Origin of the sequence: Flavobacterium rhamnosi (genome assembly GCF_048286515.1) — a bacterium.
Lineage (GTDB): Bacteria > Bacteroidota > Bacteroidia > Flavobacteriales > Flavobacteriaceae > Flavobacterium.
On record NZ_JBLVPS010000002.1, the window covers coordinates 155,824 to 179,912 of the forward strand.

General features: G+C 34.1%; 22 protein-coding genes and 1 pseudogene. 5 read left to right on the top strand and 18 right to left on the bottom strand.

The genetic code is table 11. The features are described from left to right. Positions 1-29: 29 nt before the first annotated feature. The 7 genes and pseudogenes from ACNQGN_RS02300 to ACNQGN_RS02330 all read right to left on the bottom strand — a co-directional run bounded on the left by ACNQGN_RS02300 (position 30) and on the right by ACNQGN_RS02330 (position 4,294). Positions 30-290 carry a GNAT family N-acetyltransferase gene (locus ACNQGN_RS02300; protein ID WP_417986356.1) on the bottom strand — a complete coding sequence of 87 codons (261 nt, stop codon included), beginning with the start codon at positions 288-290 and terminating at the stop codon, positions 30-32. Between the two features lie 76 nt (positions 291-366). After that, positions 367-714 (bottom strand): HepT-like ribonuclease domain-containing protein, encoded by a 348-nt coding sequence (locus tag ACNQGN_RS02305; RefSeq protein WP_417958021.1) that lies wholly within the window; start codon positions 712-714, stop codon positions 367-369. Next, positions 707-1,006 carry a nucleotidyltransferase family protein gene (locus ACNQGN_RS02310; protein ID WP_417958020.1) on the bottom strand — a complete coding sequence of 100 codons (300 nt, stop codon included), beginning with the start codon at positions 1,004-1,006 and terminating at the stop codon, positions 707-709. The genes ACNQGN_RS02305 and ACNQGN_RS02310 overlap by 8 nt, the downstream gene beginning before the upstream one ends. A 779-nt stretch (positions 1,007-1,785) precedes the next feature. Then, complete coding sequence (locus ACNQGN_RS02315; protein WP_417986239.1) at positions 1,786-1,941, bottom strand: hypothetical protein; 156 nt, start codon at positions 1,939-1,941, stop codon at positions 1,786-1,788. A 4-nt stretch (positions 1,942-1,945) separates the two neighbouring features. Next, positions 1,946-2,143, bottom strand: a pseudogene (locus tag ACNQGN_RS02320) (DUF6934 family protein); the annotation flags it as partial. 57 nt (positions 2,144-2,200) lie between these two features. Further along, positions 2,201-2,530, bottom strand: coding sequence for a nucleotidyltransferase family protein (locus ACNQGN_RS02325; RefSeq protein ID WP_417986240.1), 330 nt, complete (start codon positions 2,528-2,530; stop codon positions 2,201-2,203). A 225-nt stretch (positions 2,531-2,755) separates the two neighbouring features. After that, positions 2,756-4,294, bottom strand: a complete 1,539-nt coding sequence (locus tag ACNQGN_RS02330; RefSeq protein ID WP_417986241.1) for a Fic family protein — start codon at positions 4,292-4,294, stop codon at positions 2,756-2,758. A gap of 723 nt (positions 4,295-5,017) precedes the next feature. On the opposite strand from ACNQGN_RS02330, the gene ACNQGN_RS02335 reads away from it, so the two are divergent. The 3 genes from ACNQGN_RS02335 to ACNQGN_RS02345 all read left to right on the top strand — a co-directional run bounded on the left by ACNQGN_RS02335 (position 5,018) and on the right by ACNQGN_RS02345 (position 7,628). Further along, the gene (locus ACNQGN_RS02335; protein WP_417986242.1) at positions 5,018-5,251 is read left to right on the top strand and encodes a hypothetical protein; all 234 of its coding nucleotides are present in this window, start codon (positions 5,018-5,020) and stop codon (positions 5,249-5,251) included. Next, entirely contained in the window at positions 5,241-5,531 is a 291-nt protein-coding gene (locus ACNQGN_RS02340) for a type II toxin-antitoxin system RelE/ParE family toxin (protein WP_417986243.1), read from the top strand. The genes ACNQGN_RS02335 and ACNQGN_RS02340 overlap by 11 nt, the downstream gene beginning before the upstream one ends. 648 nt (positions 5,532-6,179) lie before the next feature. Continuing rightward, on the top strand, positions 6,180-7,628 hold the full coding sequence (locus ACNQGN_RS02345) for an ATP-binding protein (RefSeq protein ID WP_417986244.1): 1,449 nt from the start codon (positions 6,180-6,182) through the stop codon (positions 7,626-7,628). A gap of 406 nt (positions 7,629-8,034) precedes the next feature. Here ACNQGN_RS02345 and ACNQGN_RS02350 read toward each other — a convergent pair whose 3' ends face one another. Genes ACNQGN_RS02350 through ACNQGN_RS02360 form a run of 3 tightly spaced genes read right to left on the bottom strand, consistent with a single transcriptional unit; the run spans position 8,035 to position 10,524 of the window. Further along, positions 8,035-8,628: an NAD(P)H-dependent oxidoreductase gene (locus ACNQGN_RS02350; RefSeq protein ID WP_417986245.1), complete on the bottom strand. Its 594-nt coding sequence runs from the start codon at positions 8,626-8,628 to the stop codon at positions 8,035-8,037. A gap of 27 nt (positions 8,629-8,655) precedes the next feature. Continuing rightward, positions 8,656-9,786, bottom strand: a complete 1,131-nt coding sequence (locus tag ACNQGN_RS02355; RefSeq protein ID WP_417986246.1) for an aldo/keto reductase — start codon at positions 9,784-9,786, stop codon at positions 8,656-8,658. Between the two features lie 60 nt (positions 9,787-9,846). Next, a complete protein-coding gene (locus ACNQGN_RS02360) occupies positions 9,847-10,524 on the bottom strand; it encodes an IS110 family transposase (protein WP_417986357.1) in 678 nt (225 codons plus the stop codon). 849 nt (positions 10,525-11,373) lie between these two features. Between ACNQGN_RS02360 and ACNQGN_RS02365 the strand changes: the two genes are divergently transcribed. Beyond that, positions 11,374-14,886, top strand: a complete 3,513-nt coding sequence (locus ACNQGN_RS02365; RefSeq protein WP_417986247.1) for an SNF2-related protein — start codon at positions 11,374-11,376, stop codon at positions 14,884-14,886. On the opposite strand, the gene ACNQGN_RS02370 is transcribed toward ACNQGN_RS02365, so the two are convergent. From ACNQGN_RS02370 to ACNQGN_RS02385, 4 genes are all read right to left on the bottom strand, one after another. Continuing rightward, positions 14,873-15,115 (bottom strand): hypothetical protein, encoded by a 243-nt coding sequence (locus tag ACNQGN_RS02370; RefSeq protein ID WP_417986248.1) that lies wholly within the window; start codon positions 15,113-15,115, stop codon positions 14,873-14,875. The two genes, ACNQGN_RS02365 and ACNQGN_RS02370, sit on opposite strands and share 14 nt — an antisense overlap. Positions 15,116-15,414: 299 nt before the next feature. Continuing rightward, positions 15,415-16,644 carry an MFS transporter gene (locus ACNQGN_RS02375; RefSeq protein ID WP_417986249.1) on the bottom strand — a complete coding sequence of 410 codons (1,230 nt, stop codon included), beginning with the start codon at positions 16,642-16,644 and terminating at the stop codon, positions 15,415-15,417. Positions 16,645-16,649: 5 nt separating this feature from the next. Continuing rightward, complete coding sequence (locus ACNQGN_RS02380) at positions 16,650-16,994, bottom strand: 5-carboxymethyl-2-hydroxymuconate Delta-isomerase (RefSeq protein WP_417986250.1); 345 nt, start codon at positions 16,992-16,994, stop codon at positions 16,650-16,652. 108 nt (positions 16,995-17,102) lie between these two features. After that, positions 17,103-17,486: an ankyrin repeat domain-containing protein gene (locus tag ACNQGN_RS02385; RefSeq protein WP_417986251.1), complete on the bottom strand. Its 384-nt coding sequence runs from the start codon at positions 17,484-17,486 to the stop codon at positions 17,103-17,105. 580 nt (positions 17,487-18,066) lie between these two features. On the opposite strand from ACNQGN_RS02385, the gene ACNQGN_RS02390 reads away from it, so the two are divergent. Continuing rightward, positions 18,067-18,483 carry a helix-turn-helix domain-containing protein gene (locus tag ACNQGN_RS02390; RefSeq protein WP_417986252.1) on the top strand — a complete coding sequence of 139 codons (417 nt, stop codon included), beginning with the start codon at positions 18,067-18,069 and terminating at the stop codon, positions 18,481-18,483. Positions 18,484-18,766: 283 nt separating this feature from the next. Here the strand turns inward: ACNQGN_RS02390 and ACNQGN_RS02395 are convergent, their stop codons facing one another. From ACNQGN_RS02395 to pelA, 4 genes are all read right to left on the bottom strand, one after another. Continuing rightward, entirely contained in the window at positions 18,767-19,501 is a 735-nt protein-coding gene (locus ACNQGN_RS02395) for a rhamnogalacturonan acetylesterase (RefSeq protein ID WP_417986253.1), read from the bottom strand. A gap of 10 nt (positions 19,502-19,511) precedes the next feature. Next, positions 19,512-20,879 carry a glycoside hydrolase family 28 protein gene (locus ACNQGN_RS02400; RefSeq protein WP_417986254.1) on the bottom strand — a complete coding sequence of 456 codons (1,368 nt, stop codon included), beginning with the start codon at positions 20,877-20,879 and terminating at the stop codon, positions 19,512-19,514. A gap of 50 nt (positions 20,880-20,929) precedes the next feature. Continuing rightward, the gene (locus ACNQGN_RS02405) at positions 20,930-21,940 is read right to left on the bottom strand and encodes a pectinesterase family protein (protein WP_417986255.1); all 1,011 of its coding nucleotides are present in this window, start codon (positions 21,938-21,940) and stop codon (positions 20,930-20,932) included. 108 nt (positions 21,941-22,048) lie between these two features. Further along, positions 22,049-24,088 carry a pectate lyase gene (gene pelA / locus ACNQGN_RS02410; RefSeq protein WP_417986256.1) on the bottom strand — a complete coding sequence of 680 codons (2,040 nt, stop codon included), beginning with the start codon at positions 24,086-24,088 and terminating at the stop codon, positions 22,049-22,051. Position 24,089 lies beyond the last annotated feature (1 nt).

Sequence of the window (24,089 nt, forward strand, 5' to 3'; positions counted from 1 at the left end):
TGTAACCCTAGGAATGCACTACTATCAATCTAAATAAGATTTGGATTATTTTCGACGATATCGTCCAATTTCTTAAAATTTAATTTTTGAAGAAGTTTAGTTGAGCTTTGATTATTTTTATGTGTTTGTGCATCTATTGTTTTTAGTCCATGTGTTTTAATTGCGTATTCTAAAACTTTCCTCGCAGCTTCGATCATAATTCCTTGACCATGATATTCCGCAAGAAGCTCGTATCCAATTTCACATTTCGTTAAATCGCCTAAAAACTCAAATAGACAAATTGTACCAATTAATTTATCCTCACCAGTTCAACACAGGTTTCATTTTTTTTGAGTTACACGAACGACGAATCCTTGCTATTAGTAGTTATTTTTCGGCTATTAAATTTTCGATTTCGCCTTTAAGTTTTGGAAGATGATTTATGAGAACTGACCAAATATTTTCATCAGAAATATTATCATAGGCATGGATAACTTGATTCCTTAATCCAACAATCGCTTTAGCGCTCGTTATTTTAATTATATAATTATTATCGCGAGTGATAATTCTATTCATTGCCTCACCAATAATTTCTAAATCTCTTTCGACCGCTCTTTTCAACATCAAGTTATCTCGATATTTAAAAAAATCCTTTTGTTCGTTTATAAAATAACCATCAATTTCATCAATAGCCATTTTAATGTCAAATAACCATTTCAGGATTCTTTCATCCATAAATAAGCTCTTTAGATTTATTTATGGATTTTATAAGAATTGGATTTTTAAGTGTTTGTTCTTCAAGTAAATCTACTTCACGACCAAACAATTTCTTCAAATTCTCTTTTAGATTGATATAATTCTCAAAGTATTGAGATAATTCAATAGATTTAAATTTGACTAGAAAATCAATATCACTTTTGTCACTAAAATTTGAATTTAGAGCTGATCCAAAAAGATACATTTTGTCCACATTGTATGTAGAACAAAGCTTTTTTAGACCATCAATATTTCTTTCTATTAGAATCATGCTCAAATTTAGGAAAAAAGTTTTTATAACGCTCAGGTTTTTTATAATTTCTGCCAACCCAAGTCTATGAAAAAAAATATTTTATTGCAAACAAATATATTGAAATGCTGGGATAAATCAGGAGCTTTCGTATTTTCAAGAATGCAACATATCGCAGGAATTTTAAAAATACTTTTTGATTGTAAGTTTCTTTAAATCTTGCATAAAATGGTTCGTAAACGGTACCGTAAGGACCACCATAATTTTAAAAACCTCCAAAGTCTTATGATTTTGGAGGTTTTTTTGGTTCAAAAATTAGGTCTTTTTTACATAAAAATTAAAAACACTTGTATTTACTGACGGTAAGAGGTTCGAATAACTTAAGGTCTTTTCGGATCAATCCCAAAACCTGTTGGGAAGCAAAAATTCAACCAACTACAAAAGAAGCTAAAGTAGCTGAAATTAGAAAGTGTCAATGTTGCAAAGTAGCAACTTACATACCATTCTGATTTTTGACACCCGAGGACCGCCGCCTTGGTATCTTGGGCGTTAGCCAAAAAGCGAAAACCCAACAAAGCTAACTTGGCACGGGTATGGGCAGTTACGCATAAAAGTGACGGAAAACACTATAAAACCAACCGTTTTATACTTCAAAAAAAAGAGGACTACTCATCCTCTTGAAAACTGTCAAAATACTTAACGACAACCTCATAGTGGACGGAAGTGGAATCAGTTCCGTTCAACACATGCTTCATTGTTGGCTTTTCAAGCCCAACGAAGCCTTATCTGTCAGCAGAAGGTTATTTTGACGTTTCTACTGGAAGCTGAACTTTTTCAAGCATTTTATTAGCCAATTCAAGTTTTTCGGGAAACAAAATTTTTCCTTTAAATTCTTCCAATTTTTTATTAATCTTAACTACCGGTATTTTTGCTTTATTTAAATCTTCAACTTTCATAATTTTAATTTTTTCTTGTTATTAAAAACCCCAAATAATCTTCTCCAACAATAAATGATTCAAATGCTTCGTCTATTTTTAATCCGTAAACATAGAAGTCATTTTTCAATTCTTCTAAATTATTTGTAATACCCATTCGGTATAATCTTGTTCTTGCTTCACTACTTCCTGTCGCAAAAATATGAGCTTCTGGATATTTTCCTGTAAAAGCGTAATTTCAATAGTAAATTCGCGAATTAAGTTTATTGCCATTAAGACATCAGAAAGATACTTTTTGCTCTTTTCCGTCATAAAGTAAAATTTTTGTAGCGTCTATATTTTTTCTAAGAATCGGATTTTTAATTGATGAATTTGTCAACAAATCAACTTTTCTTTGGAAAAAGTCTTCAAGTTTGTCCCAAATATCCATCAAAATTTCTCCACGCTCTATTGGGTCTTCGTTTTCAATTTCGATTAATAAATCTATATCGCTAGACTCATCATTGAAATTTTCAGTCACGGCAGAACCAAAAGCATAAATGTTTTTAACATTATGACTTTTGCATAAGGTCAAAAACTCTACTAATTTCATTTGTATTGACTCTTTCATTTTCATTAGGTTAAGATAGCTCTTTTTTTTGAAAATTAGTAGTACATCCTCAAAGCCTATCTGGTCAGCTTACTAGCAACTTATTTGATTCCAAGTATTTTTAAATCATGTACAAAGCGGTTCGTAAACAGTCCCGTATGGACCACAAAGTGGCTGTCTCAAAATAGACAGCCACTTTTTTATGCCTTATATTTTCCGAAAAATTATTTTGAATCTCTCTTGTCATTAGTTGTAAAAATAGGCCCTATAATTATCCTCAATCTCCTTTACCTCATCATCTATCAAAGCGGAAAATTCATTTTCAAGAGCTCTTTTTGAAAGTTTTCCATTATTTTGTTCTAAAAATCGAATGAGCAAAGCGACTGTCTTGTCAGGCATTTGAAACGTATCGTCCAGATATCGTTTCAAATTATCATATTTTTGAAGATAGTTTACCTCATTGGGAATTACGTTTTCAATAGTATCATTTACGCAATCATATAAAAATTCAGCTTGTTTTGTAGCATCAAAATAGCGGTAATAATCAATCGTTTCATTCAAGACTTCCACATTGTTGGTATTTGTCGTTTTCCAATCTATAAAGTCTAATAATGGATGCGAAAAAGATTCTAATACTATTCTATAATCATCGATATGATTTAAAATAGAAGCCGAAACCGGAAAAATTATTCCTTGTTGTGCAAATTGCATTTTTGCCAAAATATGATGTATTAAATAGCGGTGTATTCTACCATTACCATCTACAAAAGGATGAATAAAAACAAAACCAAAGGCTATTTTTGCTGCTGCTAAAACCGCATTAAAGCCAGAATCTTCTATGCTTTTATAAGTTGCAATTAATCCGTCAATCAAGGGTTCAATGTCTTGCCATTTTGCCGAAATATGTTCGGGCATGGGTTCTCCGGTAATTCTATCGTGTTCGCCCACAAAACCTCCTTCGTCTCTAAAGCCCATTTTTAGAAAACGACTATTTTCTATTACTATTTGCTGCAATCGCAGTAGTTCTTCTTTGTCTAAAGGTTTTGAACCTGCTTGCCCTATGGCTCTTCCCCATCTCACAGCACGAGTATTTGTTGGATTTTCGCCTTCTATCGTAAAGGATGCTTTAGAGTCTTTAAGTAATAAAAATGCTGATGCACGATGCAATACGTCTTTGTGAATGGCATTTAAATAGGCGTCTTTTTTGCTAGAAAGATTAGCTTCTATGTAGCTTTCCAATTTTTGAGTTTTAAATATCAAAGGGCAAAAATAAACTGTACCAGATAAATTGTTTTTAATACGGTGTCGGCTGGAATTGATACTTATAGGTGAAGCATATTGTATTGTTTCATCTAATAAGGACACAAAATTACCTTTATCTAAATCCAGAATATTTAGTTTAGCACCTAATAGCCATTCGTACAAAAACCAAATTTTTCGACTATATTGTCCTTGTGGTTCGAGTTGCACAAGTGTTTCTATCTCGGCTGTAGATAGTTTTTCGAATAGTTTTTTAAAAAACAACAGATTTACCCCTTCATATTTTAGCGCAAAAACCAATTGTTTGTAGAGCGTATCTTCCGGTTCATAACGAGAGGAAAGTACTCGCCATTGGTCTCTATTGTACTGACGTTTTTTGGAGCTTATCAGTGTTAGATTATTAGGTAGTGGCATCATCAAAGCATAGCCTTCTATTAGAGCCCCATATCCCACCAACAAACCTTCTTCTGGTGTACTGCGACCGTGAAAAACACTTATTTTAAGTGAAAAGGACTTATTTACCATGTGATTTAGTGAAAAATGATTATTCAAATATAAATAAAAAAATCCTTAATAAAGGTGAAAAACGCTTATTCTGAGTGAAAAATACTTATTTTTTATGCTTTTTAGAGAAAAACACTTATTTTAAAGTGTTGAAATGTTTAATCAGTTTCCGTTGAATACACTTTCAACGGAATAAGCAGAAAGGATCACTTAAAGCTTCATTGAAATTTTCTTCAAATCCTGTAAAAAATGGTTCGTAAACAGTCCCGTATGGACCACAAAATTACAAGCCTCCAAAGTCATTTGATTTTGGAGGTTTTTTTATGGTCTAAATTATTTGCTTAAAATTCGCTTATTGACTATATTTGTACTATTGCTTTTAAAGTGCTATACGCATACAAATCAGCTTAAACACAAAGAAGATTATGTACCAAAAAGGATTGCTTCTAAAAAGAGTGGTCAATATTGAGGTTTGCATGCCGTTAATTACAATAAAACTGAAAAAAGAGAAAAGGAACTTTCCATTAAAGTCGCTGAAAAGATTTGTAAATATTGTGGCATAGCTAAAGAACAAATCAAAAGAAGAAATTCCTACAGAAGTAAAATAAAGCTTCTAATAAAAAACACAAATAATAGAGCAACTGTAAGACAAAGACAAATAAGGCATTTATAGCGGTATTAACCAAATCTAAATTCAAGAATTTCTTTCAATTAAATGTAGCTGCATTATAAAAACAAAAGATTATGAACACACAACAACTGCAAAACGAAAAATTAAATATCATAAACTGGATTACCCAGATACAGGATTATTCTCTTGTCGAGAAAATTAAAAACTTGATGAGTTCTTCTAATCCACCTTATGTATTAACCGACGAACAACAAAAAATATTGGATAGCCAACTAAACTCTGATAAAAGCCAATATATTGAAGCGGAAACACTTTATACTAGTTTAAAAAGCAAGTATGAGTTATAGGATTATTATTTCGCCTATTGCTTCAAAAAACATCGAGAATGCCATTGAATATTATATTTACAAAGCCAGTAAGAAAGTAGCTCTCGATTTTTTGAAAGATTACAAAAAAACTTCTAAAGCTTTACAAACAAGCCCCTTTTATCAGTTTCACGATAATAATTACCGCTTTTTGCCTTTTAAGAAGTTTCCGTATATCGCTTTTTTTATTGTCGACGAACCATCGAAAACAGTTTTTCTAAACGCCATTTTTAACACTTCGCAAGATCCTGATAAATATTAATTACGATAATTTTTCAAGAAAGCCACATACACTTGGGTCTTTAGACGGGCAAAAAATAGCGAGTTAAAAAATGTACATGGATATGATAGAGCAATATCGTATGGCATTACCAATATGCAAATGCAAGGAGCAATAGCAATTTTCGCAGTCAACTTAAAAAGAATACTGAAATTAATGTAGGAAATCGCAACCTTTATGAACAGTATCCAGAATCAACCTATATAAGTCAAAAATCGACTGATACAGCATACAATAAAAAACAGTTGTAAAAACAAAAACGCTTATAACGGATCTTTAAAATCCTGTTACAAGCGTTTTTTTTTGTCTAAAAAACGACACTAATCAAAAACAAGGGATGTTTTTCAGTGCCCTCGCTTAAGCTGGAGGAGTTGTCAAAACAGCCTATAATTTAAATGGCTTCTAATAACATGAAAAATAAAGTAGTTGGAAGGTCAAATAAAACTGATATTGAATGGTTTTTCCACAATGATATAATTCGAAAATATTAGAAATATAACGAGTAAATAGATTATTGAGGATAAACAGACTTTAAAAAAAATGCTTTATTTTCTATTAGTATTAAAAAAATATAAATAGATAGTCTGAAGCATTCTTATTTTTGTTAATTTTACATAAATAAGAGTTATTATGAAAATTTCAAGTATTATTCCAACAGAAAAAATAATAGAACGTTTGCACTACGAAAATCCGTGGTGGGTTTCTAAAGCGGTACATTCAGCATATAAAAATATGCAAAAGCGACTGTACTTTGATTTGTTTTATCCTTTTGTTAAAGAAAAAGATATTCGCAGGGCAGTAGTTTTGATGGGACCTCGTCGTGTTGGTAAGACCGTAATGATGTTTCATTCCATAGATCAACTAATTCAAGAAGAAATTAATCCTCAAAAAATATTTTTTGTAGGTATAGACAATCCGCTATATCTAAATTTAAGCCTGGAAGACATATTACTGCTCTGTAAAGATGCTGTCAAATTACAAAATTTAGATGGTTGCTACGTCTTTTTTGATGAAGTACAATATTTAAAAGATTGGGAACGTCATTTAAAAGTCCTAGTGGATTCATACCCTGACAGCAAATTTATTGTTTCGGGATCAGCAGCAGCTGCATTAAGATGGCACAGCACCGAAAGTGGTGCAGGAAGATTCACAGATTTTATGTTACCACCTTTAACTTTTCAAGAATATATTCATCTTAAGAATATGAATCATTTAATATTGAAGGGAGAAATTGATTATGCTACTCGAAAAATACCATATACAATAACACATGATATAAAGGCTTTAAATAAAGAGTTTCTAAACTACTTAAATTTTGGTGGTTATCCGGAGGTTGTTTTGTCTGAAAAAATACAAAGTGATATGGGTAGATATGTAAAAAATGATATTGTAGACAAGGTACTTTTACGAGATTTACCAAGTCTTTACGGTATTAAAGATGTTCAAGAATTGAATCGTTTTTTTACATATATCGCTTATAATACAGGAAATGAATTCTCCTATGAAACGATGTCAAGAGAAAGTGGCATTACTAAAGATACTTTGAAGAAATATTTAGAATATTTAGAATCGGCGTTCTTAATTAAAGTATTGAATAAGGTAGATATTAACGCCAAACGATTAAAAAGAGTGACCAGTTTTAAAGTGTATTTAACCAATCCATCTTTAAGAACAGCGATGTTTTCACCTATATCGGAAACCGATAGTGAAATGGGAAATATGGTAGAAACAGCTATTTTGTCGCAATGGATGCACCGAGAGAACTTGGACTTATCCTATGCAAGATGGAAAGATAAAAAAGAAGGAGAAGTTGATTTGGTTTTATTGGATGATAAAAAATTTAAGCCATTGTGGGGAATTGAAATAAAATGGAGCAATCGTTATTTTGATAAACCGCAGGAATTAAATAGCCTAATTCAGTTTTGTCAGGCAAATGATTTTAAAAGTGCAGTAGTAACTTCTATTGATAAAGAAGCAGTAAAAGAAATTGCAGATTTGCGTTTTACTTTTATACCATCTGCTCTATATGCTTTTAATATTGGTGAGAATACGTTGAAAATGAAAAATACATCATACTAAAAATTCTTAAGCGTAAAATTTAAAGAAGAATGGATAAAAGTCAATTGCGAAAAATATTTTTAAGCTAAAGGACCTACCATCTTCGAGTTTAAATTCATGACGACTTTCAGTTTCTGAAATATTTTTAAGAATTATTTTTTCCAACAACTGAATAAGTTTTGTGTCGAGACAGGACCATAGCTACCAATTTAGTCTACTGTATAGAGATGCTCAATTTCTTCAAATCTTGCATAAAATGGTTCGCAATAGTTCCGTGCGGACCACCATAATTTAGAAACCTCCAAAGTCATTTGATTTTGGAGATTTTTTTCGCTTCGAAAAGTATTTCGATCTTGTTCTAAGATTGATAAACCCTGAATTTACAGAGATTATTGGTTCGAATCCCTCAAGCTTGATTATATAATTGTTAACCTATAATTTTTTCTAAATGTTTAGGATAATGTGCTATATCATTAGCAATATCACCATCTTTAAAAATATCAAAACAGTTATAACCTTTTAAAATTTCCACACCACAAAAACGATAATTGCTTGTAATATTTAAAAATAGATCTTCTGTTCTTTTTCCTTGCATTAAAGACTGCAGAGGATTGTCAAAACTTTCAGCTGGCGCATTAAAAGTAGCAGAAATCATAAATTTTTTTCCTTGCATTTTTCCACCTGTCCCATATTGTTTGGTTAAATCTTCTCTGGTTCTACCATCTCCTGAAAGAAACTTTTGACTATGTAATCCGCTATTGAAAACTTCATCTACATATTTTTTATAAATCCACGGCGCACCAAACCAATTGACAGGTGTTTGAAGAATGATAATATCAGCTTGAAGATGTTTTTCTACTTCTTTGTTTGCGTCGTAGCCGTCTTCTACTTTTGTTTCTAAAATTTCAAAATTTTTTGATTCAAAAAAATCTTTAGCTTTTTGGTTGAAAGCATCGTTTAATAATCCTTCTGACCAATTTGGATACGTTAAGTGTGTATTGATTAATAATACCTTTTTCATCTTTATTATAATTTCTTGATTTTGTAATTAAATAGTGTAGTCAATTGAACTCATATGTGCTTCGCCCATACGGTCGCCGTAAACAGGGAATTTTGTAAAACAGATTTCTATACTTTGTATATCTTCTTTTGTTAAATTAATTTTTGACGCACCAAGGTTTTCTAATAAATGTTCCTCAGTACGAGTACCAGGAATTGGAACGATATTCGGGCTTTTAGCAAGTAACCACGCCAGGGCAATTTGGGCTGGTGTTGCATTCTTTTTTTTAGCATACTCTTTTAGCCACTCTATCATTGGCATATTCAAGGGTAAAAATTCTTTTGAAAAACGAGGGAAGCCCGCGCGGAAATCTGATTCCTTGTCGAATTTAGTAGTTGTATCGAATTTACCAGTCAAAAAACCTGCACCTACAGGAGCCCAAGGCACGAACCCAATGCCTAAGTCCTCACAAGTTTTCAGCACTCCATTTAACTCAACATTACGTGTCCACAATGAATATTCTGACTGAACAGCCGATACCTTTTGAACGGCATGTGCGCGCTGAATTGTTTTTGCACTAGCTTCGGAAAGTCCAAAATGCAACACTTTGCCTTGTTGGATAAGCTCCTTAATAGTACCTGCAACTTCTTCGATTGGAACGTTAGGATCAACTCGATGTTGATAATATAAATCAATATGATCGGTTCGAAGACGCGTAAGTGATTCTTCAACAACTTTCTTGATTCGTTCTGGTCTACTGTCTAATCCAGCAGTACCATCAATTGCAAACCCGAATTTTGTAGCAATCTTGACTTGATTACGAAAAGGCTGGAGCGCTTCGCCAACAAGTTTTTCATCTGTATAAGGACCATATACTTCTGCTGTGTCGAAGAATCTTACTCCATTTTCAAATGCGGTACGTATAGTTTTAACAGATTGTTGATGATTTGCCGGTGGGTTGTAGTTTCCAACCATATTCATGCATCCAAGACCGATTTCAGAAACTTCCAGAGTTCCTAGTTTTCTTGTTTTCATATTTTTGTCTTTATTATCGCTAATTTGTTTTGAATATGATGAAGTATTAGTTGCTGACAATAAATTTGGCGCAAATAGCAAACCAGCACCAACAACTGCTGTATGTTGAATAAATTTTCTCCTTGAATTTTCTTCGTCTTTCATCTTTTAAATTTTTATAATACAAATTTAGATTCAGCACAGAGAATCAAAGGAAACAGATCACTAATAAAAAGGAAACAAATTACGGATAACAAAAAACGCCATCTTAAGAAGGGCACACACGTTCACCGGAATAAGCAGTGATGGTTCCGCTATTTCCTGCTTTGATTTTCTAACCCGAGGATCGGTTAATTGAGCTAATACCAGCCCATTGCGTTCTCCTTGCAGAATGGATTCTATTATAGCTGTACCAGTTTTACCGACTATATCACCTAAAACAACATCTAATCGTAAATTCATCAGCCGAAGTGATTTTTGCATTTTGTTTATCATTGCTGCAGCATTTGCTTGGATTGAAGACCGGTGGCGATGCAGCACCCGCAGTCTGGCAGTTTGTTCACAAGGTAAAAAACATCCTCTGAGCAGGCCTACTGAATGAAGTTTTTGTATCCATTGGCAATCTTTAACATCAGTTTTTGCTCGTACATTTTTAGTCTGGTATCCAGAAACTAATATGACTTCATAACCAGAGCGTTGTAATTCAAAAAACAGTGTCTGCCAATAACTTCCAGTACTTTCCATAGCGATGGTTGTGATGCCTTTACATTTCAAAAATGAAATCATTTCAGCGTGGTTCGCTGAATAAACCCCGAATTCTCGCACATCTTCTGGATTCTGTCCTACTGCTACAAAATGGCTTCTTGAGCCAACATCAATCCCTGCTGCATGGAGATTAATGATTTACATTTTTTCTGTCTTTTTCATGATAAAAAATTTAAGTGAAAATTTGAAAAAAAGCAGCAGGAAATGTACTTTTGAACTAACATTATTCTATACGGGATCCTTCTAGGAAGGTCACCAATTGGTTCTTCAAAGCCCCGACTACTCAATATAGTTGGGGTTTATACATTTCAACCAGAATTCCGGCAGGGATAGTATTCACCATTGAGGTGCTAGGTTTTACCGCTGCAATAGTAAAGTTAGCTATTTGGTTCTACTTTTTGTATGCATTTGAATTCCGGTTTAAACGGGACAGCATCAGATTTATGTTAACATTCGCATAAATCTGATTATCATCACTTTTTTATTATGCGAAGTATTTTATTTAAAGGCTCTGTAAAGCAGTAAATTACGTCAAATTATTCTTAAGCGAGATGTATTATACAAATCCGTTTTGATTACAGAAATTTATGTTAGAACAAATCCAAAAAGCATATGCCACCAACGGGAACAACCAAAATTTGCTACTAATTAAACAATGCGTATTGGAAAGGTTTTACGATGAAACGGGTTATGTTTCTAGGATTGAAAGAAATTATTCTGTAATATATGGTGTTTAATAGTGTTTTTATTTGCCATTTTCCTGCTTTTGTTGACCAGTTGAATATTTGCCGAGTTACTGTTTTTTTTTAATATTTTTGTTCCACATGAAGAGCACAATAAATATGTTATTTGTTTTACAAAATCAAAAATACGGGTTTCTCAGTCTGTTTTTTTTTAGCCTTTCAGACAGCAGAGGTTATTATTTTGTACTACACCTCAGAAAATCAAATTGAGAAAAGAATAATAATTAATCAGAAAACAAGAATTATGTCCAATACTTACGGAAAAACCTGGTGGGGTCTGCAATGGTTAAACACCTTGTCCAATATTGATTATGATAACAGATTGCCCAGAGGTAAAAGTTATGCCAACAAAGGTTCTGTAACCAAAATTACAATCAAGGGAAACCGTATCGAAGCTAAAGTAGCTGGTTCCCGACCAAAACCTTATAATGTAGACATTACTTTACCTCCTTTTTTCGAACCGCAATTGGGGGATTTTATCGGTGCTCTGGCAAAAAAACCAACCGTGATTTCCAAATTGCTGAACCGTGAACTCGATCCTGAGGTTCTAACCATCGCAGAGGATTTAGGTTTAAAAGTTTTTCCCAAACAATGGACCGATTTTAAGATGCAATGTTCTTGTCCCGATTGGGCGGTACCTTGCAAACACTTGGCTGCCGTGGTGTATAAAGTGAGTGCCGAGATTGACAACAACCCGTTTCTGGTATTCGAACTCCACCAAGTAAATTTGATAGAAGAACTCAATAAACTGGGGATTTTTGTAAATGTCCCAGCTTCAGAAATTCCAAAGATTACCGATCTGTATTTTGATTCCAAAAAGAAAAAAATAACAGACTATAATCTGGATAATGCATATAAGAAATTATCTTTTTCTAAACTATCACCCATACATGAACCTTTAACCGCTTTGCTGTCCGATTTTCCTGCTTTTTATCAAGGTGCTGGAAATTTTAAGGAAAAATACAAATCCAAGATTTCCAGAACGGTAAAGGTAGCTCAAAAGGTGGTTCAGGGCAAAATATCGCTGGAGAATCTGTTTTTAAAGGCAAGCCTCCAAGAACAAAAAATAAATTCGCACAGCCAGCATAAAATTACGATTGACGAAAGTTATCAGTCAAAGGTTTTTGTGAATGAAACCCAGTTTTCGTTTCTTGATTTTTTGCAACAAATAGCCCAAATCCATTCGTCCAAAACTTTGGATTACCAACCATCAACGGCTTCCTTGCACACGATCTTGCACTTTTCGGTGCATCTTTTGGCAAATGGCGCGGTGGTGCCTCAAATTGTACAATTGCAAAACAAGGAGTTCGGCGTACGCTGGTTGCCGGCAATGTTGAGTAGTGACGTTCGGGATTTAGTTGAAAAGTTAGAAGGGATTTTGCCTCCGTCCATTTTTCTTTGGGAAGAAAAAAAAGGTCATAAACCTATAAACAACAATCAGGCATTCAATTTAATTTCTTTGTTTTTGACTGAAATCACACATATTCTGGAAGACGTTCCCAGCCAGGATTTGTATCTTAATTTGTTTTTTAGAAATGAAACTTACGGATTTAAAAAACCTGGTGAAGAAGCTTTAAGTGGCGGTATTTCGGCTTGGATTCAAAAATATTTTATTGCCCAAGGTAATTATAAACCGCAAATTGTGGTCAGTGAATTATCGGATGATTTTCTGATTACACTAAATATAAAGGATAAACAGCAGCAACCTAATGAAGCGTCTTATGGGTTACACGATATTTTAAATTTAGAAAAATTTGATAAAAACCGGTACGAAATTCTGCAAAGCCTTACCCAATTAAGCCCCTTTATCGATGGTTTAGACTGTTATATCAACAGCCGGGGTGACGATAAGATGGTAATGGGCAATGCCGTTTTCACGCCTTTTTTAATGGAAATGATTCCGGCAATTCAGCTCTTGGATATTGATATTTTGTTGCCAAAATCATTGCAGGAGATTTTGAAACCCAAAGCAAGTCTTAAAATCAAACGGAAATCGGAGGGCAAATCATTTATTACCCTCGGGAATTTATTCGATTTCAATTGGCAAGTGGCCATTGGCGATACATTGATGAGCGAAGCGGAGTTCAATAAGTTACTAAATAAATCTGACGGATTGCTCAAATATAAATCAAGATATATTTATGTCAATCAAAGCGATCTGGAGAAAATACATAAGCATTTTACGTCTACCAAAGAACTTTCGGCTTTCGAAATGTTGCGTGCCGCTTTGAGTGGCGAATACCAAGGAGCGGCAATTGGTTTGACCGACGAGGTTCGGGATTTGATTGCCGAACTGACCAATTTCTCTGAAATAGAATTACCAAAAGGTATCAACGCTCAACTCCGTCCCTACCAGCATCGTGGTTTTTCATGGATGTATCGCAACGCAAAAATTGGTTTTGGTTCCGTTTTGGCCGATGATATGGGATTGGGGAAAACTTTGCAGGTGATTACCACTTTGTTGAAATACAAAGAAGACGGATTGCTCGAAAATGAAAAAGCCTTGGTTGTTGCACCAACGGGGCTTTTGACCAATTGGGAAACCGAAATCGCAAAATTTGCCCCGACTTTAAAAACCAAAATTTACCACGGGGCGGCAAGGAAGTTTGACAAAAAAGATGATTTTGATGTCTTGATTTCCTCTTACGGAACCGTGCGCAGTGATGCCAAGGAATTGAAAAAGAAAAAATGGCATTCGCTGGTAATCGACGAAGCTCAAAATATAAAAAACACCAATACCGAGCAAACCAAAGCGGTAAAAACCATTGGTGCCAATCATTTTATAGCCTTGAGCGGAACACCGGTGGAGAACCGTTTGAGCGAGTTATGGAGTATTATGGATTATAGTAATCGCGGTTTTTTGGGTAATCTCAAAGACTTTAACGAAACCTATGGTAACCCAATTCAGCAGTTCAATGACGTGGCTGTCGCCGAAAATCTTAAAAAAGTGACCGCTCCATTTATGATGCGTCGATTAAAATCGGACAAATCAATTATTTCCGATTTACCGGACAAAATCGAAATGGATTGTTACTCGACCCTTGCGAATGAACAAGCCAGTTTGTATGAAAAAACGTTGCAAAAGGCTATTCAAGACATAGACAGTTTGGATCTTAGCGACGATAAAGCCCTTTTTGTACGACAAGGATTGGTCCTTCAGATGATTTTGGCACTTAAACAAATATGCAATCACCCCACGCAGTATTTAAAAAACAATATTCTCGACGCTTCGCTAAGTGGTAAAATGGAATTGTTGTTCAATCGATTGGACAGCATACTCGAAAGTGGCGAAAAAGTATTGATTTTTACCCAGTTTACCGAAATGGGCAACTTGATCAAGCATTTTATCACCGAAAGGTATCAAGAAGAACCACTGTTTTACCACGGAGGCTGTAACTTAAAACAGCGCAAAGAAATGGTCGATGGTTTTCAAAGCAACCGTGCCGACAAGGTATTTATACTTTCACTCAAATCCGCAGGAACGGGTTTGAATCTTACCGCCGCCAATCACGTCATTCATTTTGACCTTTGGTGGAACCCCGCCGTAGAAGCACAGGCAACGGATAGAGCTTACAGAATTGGACAAAAAAGCAACGTGATGGTTCATCGTTTTATCACCAAAAATACTTTTGAAGAAAAAATAAACGATATGATTCAATCCAAAAAAGCACTAGCTGAAATGACTGTTTCCAGTGGTGAAAATTGGATTGGAAATTTGAGTAACAAAGAATTGAAACAACTCTTTACAGTGGGCTAATATTTGGGTATGAGCCTACCAAAAAAGTTAGGTTTACATCATTTCTAGTTTGCTCTGTAGCTTCTTCAACAGTATATTTTCCCTTTAAATCAGGTTTATTATTGCTAAAGAAATCAAACAAAAACATCGGATCATTCCACCCATCTAACACACTTTCTAATTCATCTGAATCCACATTAGGATAATGAAAGGCATGTAAATTTGGTACAAATTCGGCAACTATTTCCATAAAATCAACCTGTGGGTTTATTTTTTTGTTTTTGTTTAAGTTCAATTCCTCTAAATCATTTGTTTTTTTGGTAAATGACTTCTACCTCCTTGTTTCAACCGAGTGATGCTACAATAGCATTAGATTTTGGAGATTTTTTTATGAGTTGAAAAATGGGTCATTGCTTATATAAAACCAGTAAGAACCAGTATTTACAGGCAAACAACAACAGTAATTCTTTTTTTCAAACATTCCATTTAATAAATTATAAATGTTTTCTGATTTCCATCAATTAGATTGTCAATTTTGAAACTATCATTTTATACAACGCCTGTTTTTTGATTCGTCAAATTCGGAAGAAAATAACAAATAGCACCTATTATTGGAAGGAACGAACAGACAAGGTATACATATTGAATTGAGGTGTAATCGGCCAATATCCCCAATAAGGCAGAACCAATAGCTGCCATTCCAAAAGCAAAACCATAAAAAACGCCTGAGATCATCCCCAATTTCAGTGGCAGTAATTCTTGTGCATACACTATTATTGCCGGAAAAGCAGAAGACATAATAAACCCGATAGTGATCATCAGCATATCCGTATAAAAAAGATTTGAATAAGGTAATAATAAAGCGAATGGTGTTGCACCAAAAACAGAAAACCAAATGATATAAATGCGCCCAAATCTATCCCCTAATGGCCCACCCAGAATAGTTCCGAGCATATAGGCAAAAAGATAAATAAACATATGAAATTGGGCTTGCTGTATTGTAAGATGGAATTTTTCCATGAGGTAAAAAGTATAAAAGGTAGACAAACTCGCTGAGTATATAAACTTCGAAAAAATAATGATCAAAAGAATTCCAATCGCCCATTTGATTTTTCTATTCGAAAGTTGATGTGTACTTTTAACAATACCTTTTTTTATGCTTTTTTTAAGTAAGTGTTCTTTATACCAATTGGCAATTTGAGTAAGAATAATCAATCCAATGGTTGAAGCGATTAAAAACCAAAGGATATACTTTTGGGCATTAGGAACCACTATAAAAGCAACAGCTAATGGCGCAATAGCTCCTCCTAAATTACCACCTATCTGAAAAATAGATTGTGCTAATCCTAATTTTCCACCAGAAGCCAAATTAGAAATTCGACTGGACTCGGGATGAAAAACAGCAGACCCAATTCCGATGATCATACTGGAAAAGACAATCCAATAGAAATTATCGGCATAGGAAATAGCGATCACCCCCAGTGTTGTAAAAAACATGCCATATACCTGAGAATAGGGCTTAGGAAATTTATCAGTGTAATAGCCCACAAAGGGTTGCAATATAGACGCCGTAAACTGAAATGCAAAAGTGATCAATCCAATCTGTGAAAAGGAAAGTCCATAGTTTTGTCTTAATAGTGGATAAATAGAAGGTATAATTCCTTGTATTAAATCATTTATTAAATGAGCAAAACAAATTAATATTAGAATCGGATAAAGCGTTTCGTTAGTATTAGGTTTTGCCGCCCTAATTTGATTTTCGTTTAAATTCCGTGTCATGACCTTTAAACCATTACTTTATTACAGTAAGTAGCTTTTTCAAAATCTCTAATGTTCATAGACAGCATAGCAACTTCTGGAAACATTGCTTTCAAGTTTTTAATAACTTCCTTAGAAAGCATGCTTTTCTGGGAGGTGGTCCTTCCTTCCATCACATTTCCAAAAATGTGAATGAAATCGTCCTTAGTGTCTCCAACTTTATAATATTGAAACGGATTAATTCTTACTTTGATATCCCCCAAATCAAAAAGGGCAGTCGATTCAGCCGAATTATATACATTCTGCATTATTTCTTCTGGAGATTTTAATTTCAATATATTTTCTGAGCAATCAATTATTAAATGTGGCATTTTGTTTTCAATTTAAATTAGATTTTATTTATCGTTTTCTTATTTCATTACAAATTTTCGTTGCATACTATTTCTTTAAGTAGTTTAATAAAATCATTTTTTTTAGAATTATTTTTTTAATTCATTGCTTAACAGAACCGCTGCTTCCTCTAAATTATTAAACTTTGCGATTGCTAAAGCGGTACGTCCTTTCTCATCCTTAATTCCAATCTTGGCACCTATAGCTATTAAATATTTTATAATTTCGATGCGATTATACATAACAGCTACCATTAGCGGCGTCAAATCTTTTGACTTTCCGTTAATATTAACACCATATTCAACTAACTTTTTTACCATCTCAAAATCTCCTTTTGAGATTGCAATACAAAGAGGACTCCCATCTTCTGTATACTGGGATATAGAATTTTCTAGATTTAGTGTATTGGCATGTGAAGCAGCATTTAAATTGTTAAAAGCAATTACAGAAAGGAATAAATAAAAAGTTTTCATGATTAATTTAATCTAAGATTATTGTTTGTTGTTTATAGGACAGTTAAAAAAACACCAAGTGAAATAAGAGGATTATATACAGTTAAAGAAGTCAAACCCTTGTTTTATTGCAATAAATTGCTTGTCTTAAATCTTATTATTTTTAAATTTTCAGCAGCTGTTAATTCATCGCTTTTTACCTATATTCTTGTGTTTTTTGACTAGCCTACATAATGTACATTTTGGGATATTTTTATACGGCAAAATTACTGTTGATAATCGCTTTTTTTCGTTGACTTTAGTTAAGATGTAATACATCCATCCTATCAATTACATCAGTGAGAAAATTTCCCACTATAAAGAATTAAGGAGCGTTACACTAACTTTTTACACGCGACTCAAATTGCAGTTCTAATTTTAGTTTTTTTCTTACCAATCGATTAAACATAAAATTTGAGTTTAGGGTTTGAATGGAATGGTGATTTTTTTTTAAGTCTTGAATTATATTGACTCCAATTAATTCGTTCTAAATCCAAACAATATTTTGTTCTATAATGAAACAATTCACACGTTTGCATATACAACTGATAGATAAAAAATTATGATTTTTCAAATTTCACAAGTTCAAATAGGACAACGTATTAATGAGCTAAGAAAGAGAAAACAACTTTCTCAAGAAGACTTAGCTAAGATGGTTGGAATATCCAGACCTTCTTTGACTCAAGTAGAATTGGGTAAAAGAAGTTTGAATATTATGGAATTACAAAAGTTTGCTCAAGTTGTTGGTTTTTCACTTGACGACTTTATGTCTCAATATTTTACGCCTGAGACAATTAATTTTTTGAAAAAGGAAAAACCTAAAAATATTATGGAGAGAATCACTGTTCCATCTTTACAAATGGAAAATTTAAAAATATCCTATTGTATATATTGGAACGACCTGCAGGAAAGCCCAATGTTGGAGAAACCCTTGAATAAAATTAAGTTTAATTCAAGTTTTTTTTGCTTCAAGCGCTGACGACTTGAAGCAAAGTTAAATTTTTACTTTTCACATATGCAATATATACACCTAATTATCAATATATTATTAATTACAATTTATTTGTTTATTTTTATCTTAAATGACTAATAGGAGAAGAACAAGTATTTTTAATTTAAAAATCTACTTATTTAAAGACCATTATCAATACAAACAATTTATAATAATCTTCCAGAAATTCGGTAGATTTTTCAAGATTACTTGCTACTAGATACGACCCGTCAAAACGGAGTTCCTATGTCTTAAATTTGACCGAAATGGATCAGTCTTTAATATAATTCGCTAAGGGAAGCTTGGTCTTTTTAATTTCTTTAATAACGATCCTGGCAACTTCAGTTGCTCCCAGAACAGATAAATGGGTATCATCTTTAATCCCTTTAGGCAAATAGGAATTGGCACCAGGGGAAAAATGTAAATGCAGCTCCTTTGACTTTTCAGATCCATAGGATACTTCCAATAACTCCGTGTAATATTCTAAGTCAATAAAAGGTACTTTGTATTCTTGAGCAACTAATCGAGTTTCAAGTGGATATTCGCCATGGGTTCCTATCAGAACCCCTTGTTCATTAAAATTTCTTCTGACTATAGAAGAAAACAAAATTGGAATCGCCCCTTTTTCTCTGGCTTCATTTACAAACCGGATTAAGTTGTATCTATAACTGGTGTGAGGATTTGTATACCGGCTTGAATCTGCAATTTTTTGATCATTATGCCCAAATTGTATGAAAACATAGTCCCCCGGTTTCAGTACTTTATAAACGTCGTCCCAACGTTTTTCAGCAATAAAGCTTCGTGTACTTCGCCCATTAACGGCCCTGTTATCGATGACAACCTCCGGAGTAAAAAAAGAGGATAGCATTTGCCCCCATCCCCGTTCCGGATTCTCTTCGGGCTTAATTTTAGTAGCCATCGTAGAATCACCTATGGAATAAATGGTTGTTTTTTGAGCTATACAATGTAACGAAATGAAAAAAAATAAGACAAAGATGAATTTCATGATGATTGTTTTAGTGTTTAGCTGAATTACTTGCAGAAGTAGGAACTGTAGCCTTTTGACCAATTATAACATCATTCATGGTTACATTATCGGCATTTAGAATAGTCACTCCGTTTTTTGCTGCTTTAACTTCTATAGTGTCCAAATATACGTTTCGTACTTTCTTTAGTTCATACCCCTGAATTATAACTGCCGTTTCCCTTGCCTTTGTGCAGGTAATATTGGACAGGAAAATATCCGATACATCCGATGGAAAACCACCCGTACCTTCACCCATGTAATTAGCGGTGATGTAAATGCAATCTTCTACTTCATCCAGTTGAATATTTCTAACATAAATGTTTTTAATAAACCCGCCTCTGTCAGCATTGGTTTTAAAATAGATTCCTCTCTTTAAAAACCCACTGGTCTTGCAGTTTTCAATAAAAATATTTTTGATACCAGCGGACATTTCGCTGCCAAGAACCACACCGTGCAATCCCTTGAAATTACAGTTGCGAATCACAATGTTTTCACTAGGAGTGTCACTGTTGGCTCTGCCTTCATGATCTCTACCGGCTTTAATAGCAATATTATCATCTGCATTGTCAAAATCAATATTCTCTATTAAAACGTCTTTAGCATATTCCGGATCTATTCCATCGTTATTGGCATTAAATGCTTTGTATTTTAACCCTCTGACGGTGATGCTTTCTGATTTTAATAAATGGACACTCCAGAATGGTGAATCTTCAATTTTCACATTCTCGACTAAAATATTTTTGCATTTAAAAAACTGAATCAGTTGTGGTCTTAGAAAATGTCCTGCCCCAAATTTTCTGTCCTTCAAAGGCACATTATTATGATTCATATCACGGCTTACTTTTTTATCCGCTCCCTCTTTGGCTTTGTAACTGTTCCAAATAGTACTTCCTTCACCATCAATTGTTCCTTCTCCTGTTATAGCGATATCATTACAGCCATAAGCGTATATAAGTGGGCTGTAATTGTAAAGCATGGTCCCTTCCCAACTGGTGAGTACCATGGGTAAATAGTGTTTAGGATTATCACTAAAGCGAATTTTAGCCCCTTTTTCAATTACTAAATTTACGTTACTTACAAAATGAATTGGTCCCTTTAAAAGATAAATCCCTTTCGAAACAATTATTGTCCCTCCATTGTTCTTTTTACAAAGTGCCATTGCTTTATCAAAAGCAGGTTTGGCATCACTGACTGAATCTCCTTTTGCTCCCAGTTTTGTCACCTCAATTTTAAAAGAAGGAATTTTTGGTAATTGAATACGCTTGATAATAGCATCAACTGTATCACTTGGGAAACTCCTGTTTTGAGCAAAACAATTTAAAGAAATCAGCATGAAAACGATAAGTTTATATTTCATAATTATTAATTTTTAATTTAACATTGATTAGAAATTGATTTATTTTTAGTTTAAAGATTCTCCTTTATTATCTTAGAAAAGTCAGCTCCCAATATGGTTTCGACTGTATATTTTGCTGCGCCCGCCTTTTTTAATTGATGCGACCATGAAACTCTTTCCTTAGGACGAAAGCCTGCTCCCCTACACTTATATTCAGCGTAAAATGCAGTTCCTTCCGCTTCTTTCCTACCCCAATTATGCCATCCTGCAGCTTTGATGTGATTGCCAATTTTAGATTGAATAAAAACAGTTTGCGCATAATTTTCCCATGGCCTACCTAAGTAAAAAGAATTGCTTGCAGAGTTGCTTGTTAATTTACAATTCAGAAACACAAAACCATACGAATTAGCCTGGGGAGTATTTGCCGCCGTAATATAAGTTCCTCCTGCTTTCGCAAAAATTTCACAGTTGTCAAATACAGCTGTTGCTGCCCCAAAAATAAAATCTGTAGTACCTTCTATATAACAGTTTTTATAATATTGTCTGCTCCTATTGCCATGAGAATAAAGTGTATCCTGAAAGCCAAGGAATTTACAGTTCTTAAAAATTACTTTGTCTCCGTCTATTCTTACGGCAACGGCCTGACCTACCGGACCAGCTGAATTTTCAAATGTGATATTCTCAGCTCTAAAATTAGCTCCGTTAATGGCAAAACTATACGAGCCTGAAGTCCCTATATTTTGTCCCTTTTCATTTTTTTTAGAAGCATAATCCCCATACGTAAGAATCGTTTTGTTTTTATTTTCTCCTATTAAAGTAATATTAATTTTATTTTGCGGGAGGACCAATTTTTCTTTATAAATGCCGTTTTTAATAAAAATAACGGTCTCTTTTTCATTTAAGACAGCTACTGCATCTATCGCTTCCTGAACAGATCTATAATCTCCACTCCCTTTAGCATCTACAAGTATATCGTATCGTTTAGTTCCTTCTTTTCGTGTTTCATTTGAACTTTTGGCTAAACAATAAAACGATACTAAAGAGAAAATACCCATGTATAAAATTTTTAGTTTTAATTTCATTTTTATATATATTTTTTGCCAGTATTCGAAAATCTAAGTGTCCTTTTTTTTGATAGCATTGACTTGAAAACGGCGACAGATTACAAACTTTAAGGTGTATTAAACTTTCTATTTAAAATCCGAATACCACTTTGAAGGATACTCCAAATTAGATCCAAGGATATTGTCAATCGTATATTTTTCAGCTTCGGATTTCGTCAGCTGATGTGACCATGACACCCTTTTCTTGGGTTGAAATCCTGCTCCTGTACAATTGTATTCCGCATAAAAAGAAGTTTTTGGCACCTCAGGTTTAGACCAGTCATTCCATCCCTCAGCCTTTATGTGTTTCCCCATTTCGCAATTTATAAAAACTGTTTTCGCGTGAATACGCCAGGGGCGTCCCAAATAAACTTCAGTTGCTTTTTCATCTGCGGTCAGTGTACAGTTTTTAAATACAAAACCGTATTTGGCACCCTGCGGCGTAGCTGCGGCGGTAACGTAAGAATCTTTTAAACTGTGAAGAATGCAGTTTTCAAACAACACCGTTGCACCACCAAATATAAAATCCACCGTTCCTTCTATATAACAATCTTTCAAATACTGTTTATTGCCGCCTCCTGTTGCATACAAAGTATCCTGATTGCCCAGAATGATACAATTCGAAATCAAAACCCTATTGGCATTTAGCGTAAGGGCCACCGCTTGCCCCACTTGTCCCGCAGCATTTTTTATAGTTAAATTCCGAGCCAGAAAATCATCACCTTCCACTAAAACCGTATAGGTATAAAAAGTACTATTCCTTCCCAGATTTATCTTCCCAAAATAATCATCGTATGTAATAATTGTTTTCTCCTTGCTTTCTCCAATTAATGAAATAGTTGTATTCCATTCATGAATTTTTACTTTTTCATTATAAATTCCGTTTTTTACTGTAATTGTAACGCGTTTATACGGAAATGAAGGTGAATTATTTACGGCTTCCTGAATACTGGTATAGTCTCCGCTTCCGTCCTGCGCAACCGTAATATTAAATTCGTCTTTGGGAACTTTATGTTGCTTGACAGCTGTCTCGGACTGTCCAATCGACGGTCCTTCCTTCCACTGTTCGTATTTTTTAAGAACCTCTTTTGGCTCAGTTGTATACCAGGCATATCCGTTTCTGCGTTCGGCACCAATTTCAGCTAATGTTGCTTTCTTAACACCATCACGATCACAGAAAAAAGGAGTATTGTTATCCAATTCCATAAAACGGGCCCATAGATCGGGAGCAGTCCCATCAGCAACCATTTTCTTGTCGCTTATTTTACCTTTTTCATCATAAAAACGCGCTTCTCTCAGCCCTTTTATTTTTGCTTTATCAAACCAGAGTACTGCTGCGTCTACTGCATTTATTACTTCCTTCGATGGGTTTTCAATTGACATTAAAAGCAACACAATTTGCGCTGATTCCTTTCCACTTAAGGAAGGCAATTCATAAGCACGCGCTTTTGCCGGAGCCAGAGTATATTGATCGTGTTGTGCACACCAGCCTGTTAAAACACCATTTTGCTTGTATTGTGTTTTTACAATGCACGCTATTCCTTTATCAAATGCTACTTTGACTCTTTTAATGGTTTCCTCCGATGGTTTTATAGAAAAATAATCGGTTTTAGCGCCAATTTCTTTTAACACATTGAGAATGTTCACCATCGAATCATCATTATAGGTGATGTGCGTATAATATCCTTTTTTTAATGGGAAAAACTGGGGCCATCCACCAGTATCATATTGTGCTTCCAGTAAATAGTCTAGTCCTGAAAGAAATGCCTTTTTATACCTTTCATCAGGAACCTGTCGGTACATTTTCGAAAGGAAAAGCATTTGCTGACTGGTAGCACCATTGTCTGTAGTTGTTTCGTGAGAATCGCTTTTAAGGGCAATTAATTTTTGTTTTTCAGCACCGCTAAGGGTCTTTTGCATCTGGATGTTTTTTGGCCATCCTCCAATATTTCGTTGATATAGCAGTACATTTTCGGCTATATCTTTTGCCTCATTTGAGGCAAACCAGGTTCCTTCTTTAGTAGTAACAACCTCTTTCCAGGATTTGCCAGAATTTTGCGCTTGTATAGTAAAGGGTACTAAACAAAAAATAAATACAGCTCTTATTACTTTCTTAAAACAATCCATT

Coding starts and splice junctions, on each gene's coding strand:
- ACNQGN_RS02305 (WP_417958021.1), bottom strand. CDS start 714: ATGGATGAAAGAATCCTGAAATGGTTATTTGACATTAAAATGGCTATT.
- ACNQGN_RS02310 (WP_417958020.1), bottom strand. CDS start 1,006: ATGATTCTAATAGAAAGAAATATTGATGGTCTAAAAAAGCTTTGTTCT.
- ACNQGN_RS02315 (WP_417986239.1), bottom strand. CDS start 1,941: ATGAAAGTTGAAGATTTAAATAAAGCAAAAATACCGGTAGTTAAGATT.
- ACNQGN_RS02325 (WP_417986240.1), bottom strand. CDS start 2,530: ATGAAAGAGTCAATACAAATGAAATTAGTAGAGTTTTTGACCTTATGC.
- ACNQGN_RS02330 (WP_417986241.1), bottom strand. CDS start 4,294: ATGGTAAATAAGTCCTTTTCACTTAAAATAAGTGTTTTTCACGGTCGC.
- ACNQGN_RS02335 (WP_417986242.1), top strand. CDS start 5,018: ATGAACACACAACAACTGCAAAACGAAAAATTAAATATCATAAACTGG.
- ACNQGN_RS02340 (WP_417986243.1), top strand. CDS start 5,241: ATGAGTTATAGGATTATTATTTCGCCTATTGCTTCAAAAAACATCGAG.
- ACNQGN_RS02345 (WP_417986244.1), top strand. CDS start 6,180: ATGAAAATTTCAAGTATTATTCCAACAGAAAAAATAATAGAACGTTTG.
- ACNQGN_RS02350 (WP_417986245.1), bottom strand. CDS start 8,628: ATGAAAAAGGTATTATTAATCAATACACACTTAACGTATCCAAATTGG.
- ACNQGN_RS02355 (WP_417986246.1), bottom strand. CDS start 9,786: ATGAAAGACGAAGAAAATTCAAGGAGAAAATTTATTCAACATACAGCA.
- ACNQGN_RS02365 (WP_417986247.1), top strand. CDS start 11,374: ATGTCCAATACTTACGGAAAAACCTGGTGGGGTCTGCAATGGTTAAAC.
- ACNQGN_RS02370 (WP_417986248.1), bottom strand. CDS start 15,115: ATGGAAATAGTTGCCGAATTTGTACCAAATTTACATGCCTTTCATTAT.
- ACNQGN_RS02375 (WP_417986249.1), bottom strand. CDS start 16,644: ATGACACGGAATTTAAACGAAAATCAAATTAGGGCGGCAAAACCTAAT.
- ACNQGN_RS02380 (WP_417986250.1), bottom strand. CDS start 16,994: ATGCCACATTTAATAATTGATTGCTCAGAAAATATATTGAAATTAAAA.
- ACNQGN_RS02385 (WP_417986251.1), bottom strand. CDS start 17,486: ATGAAAACTTTTTATTTATTCCTTTCTGTAATTGCTTTTAACAATTTA.
- ACNQGN_RS02390 (WP_417986252.1), top strand. CDS start 18,067: ATGATTTTTCAAATTTCACAAGTTCAAATAGGACAACGTATTAATGAG.
- ACNQGN_RS02395 (WP_417986253.1), bottom strand. CDS start 19,501: ATGAAATTCATCTTTGTCTTATTTTTTTTCATTTCGTTACATTGTATA.
- ACNQGN_RS02400 (WP_417986254.1), bottom strand. CDS start 20,879: ATGAAATATAAACTTATCGTTTTCATGCTGATTTCTTTAAATTGTTTT.
- ACNQGN_RS02405 (WP_417986255.1), bottom strand. CDS start 21,940: ATGAAATTAAAACTAAAAATTTTATACATGGGTATTTTCTCTTTAGTA.
- pelA (WP_417986256.1), bottom strand. CDS start 24,088: ATGGATTGTTTTAAGAAAGTAATAAGAGCTGTATTTATTTTTTGTTTA.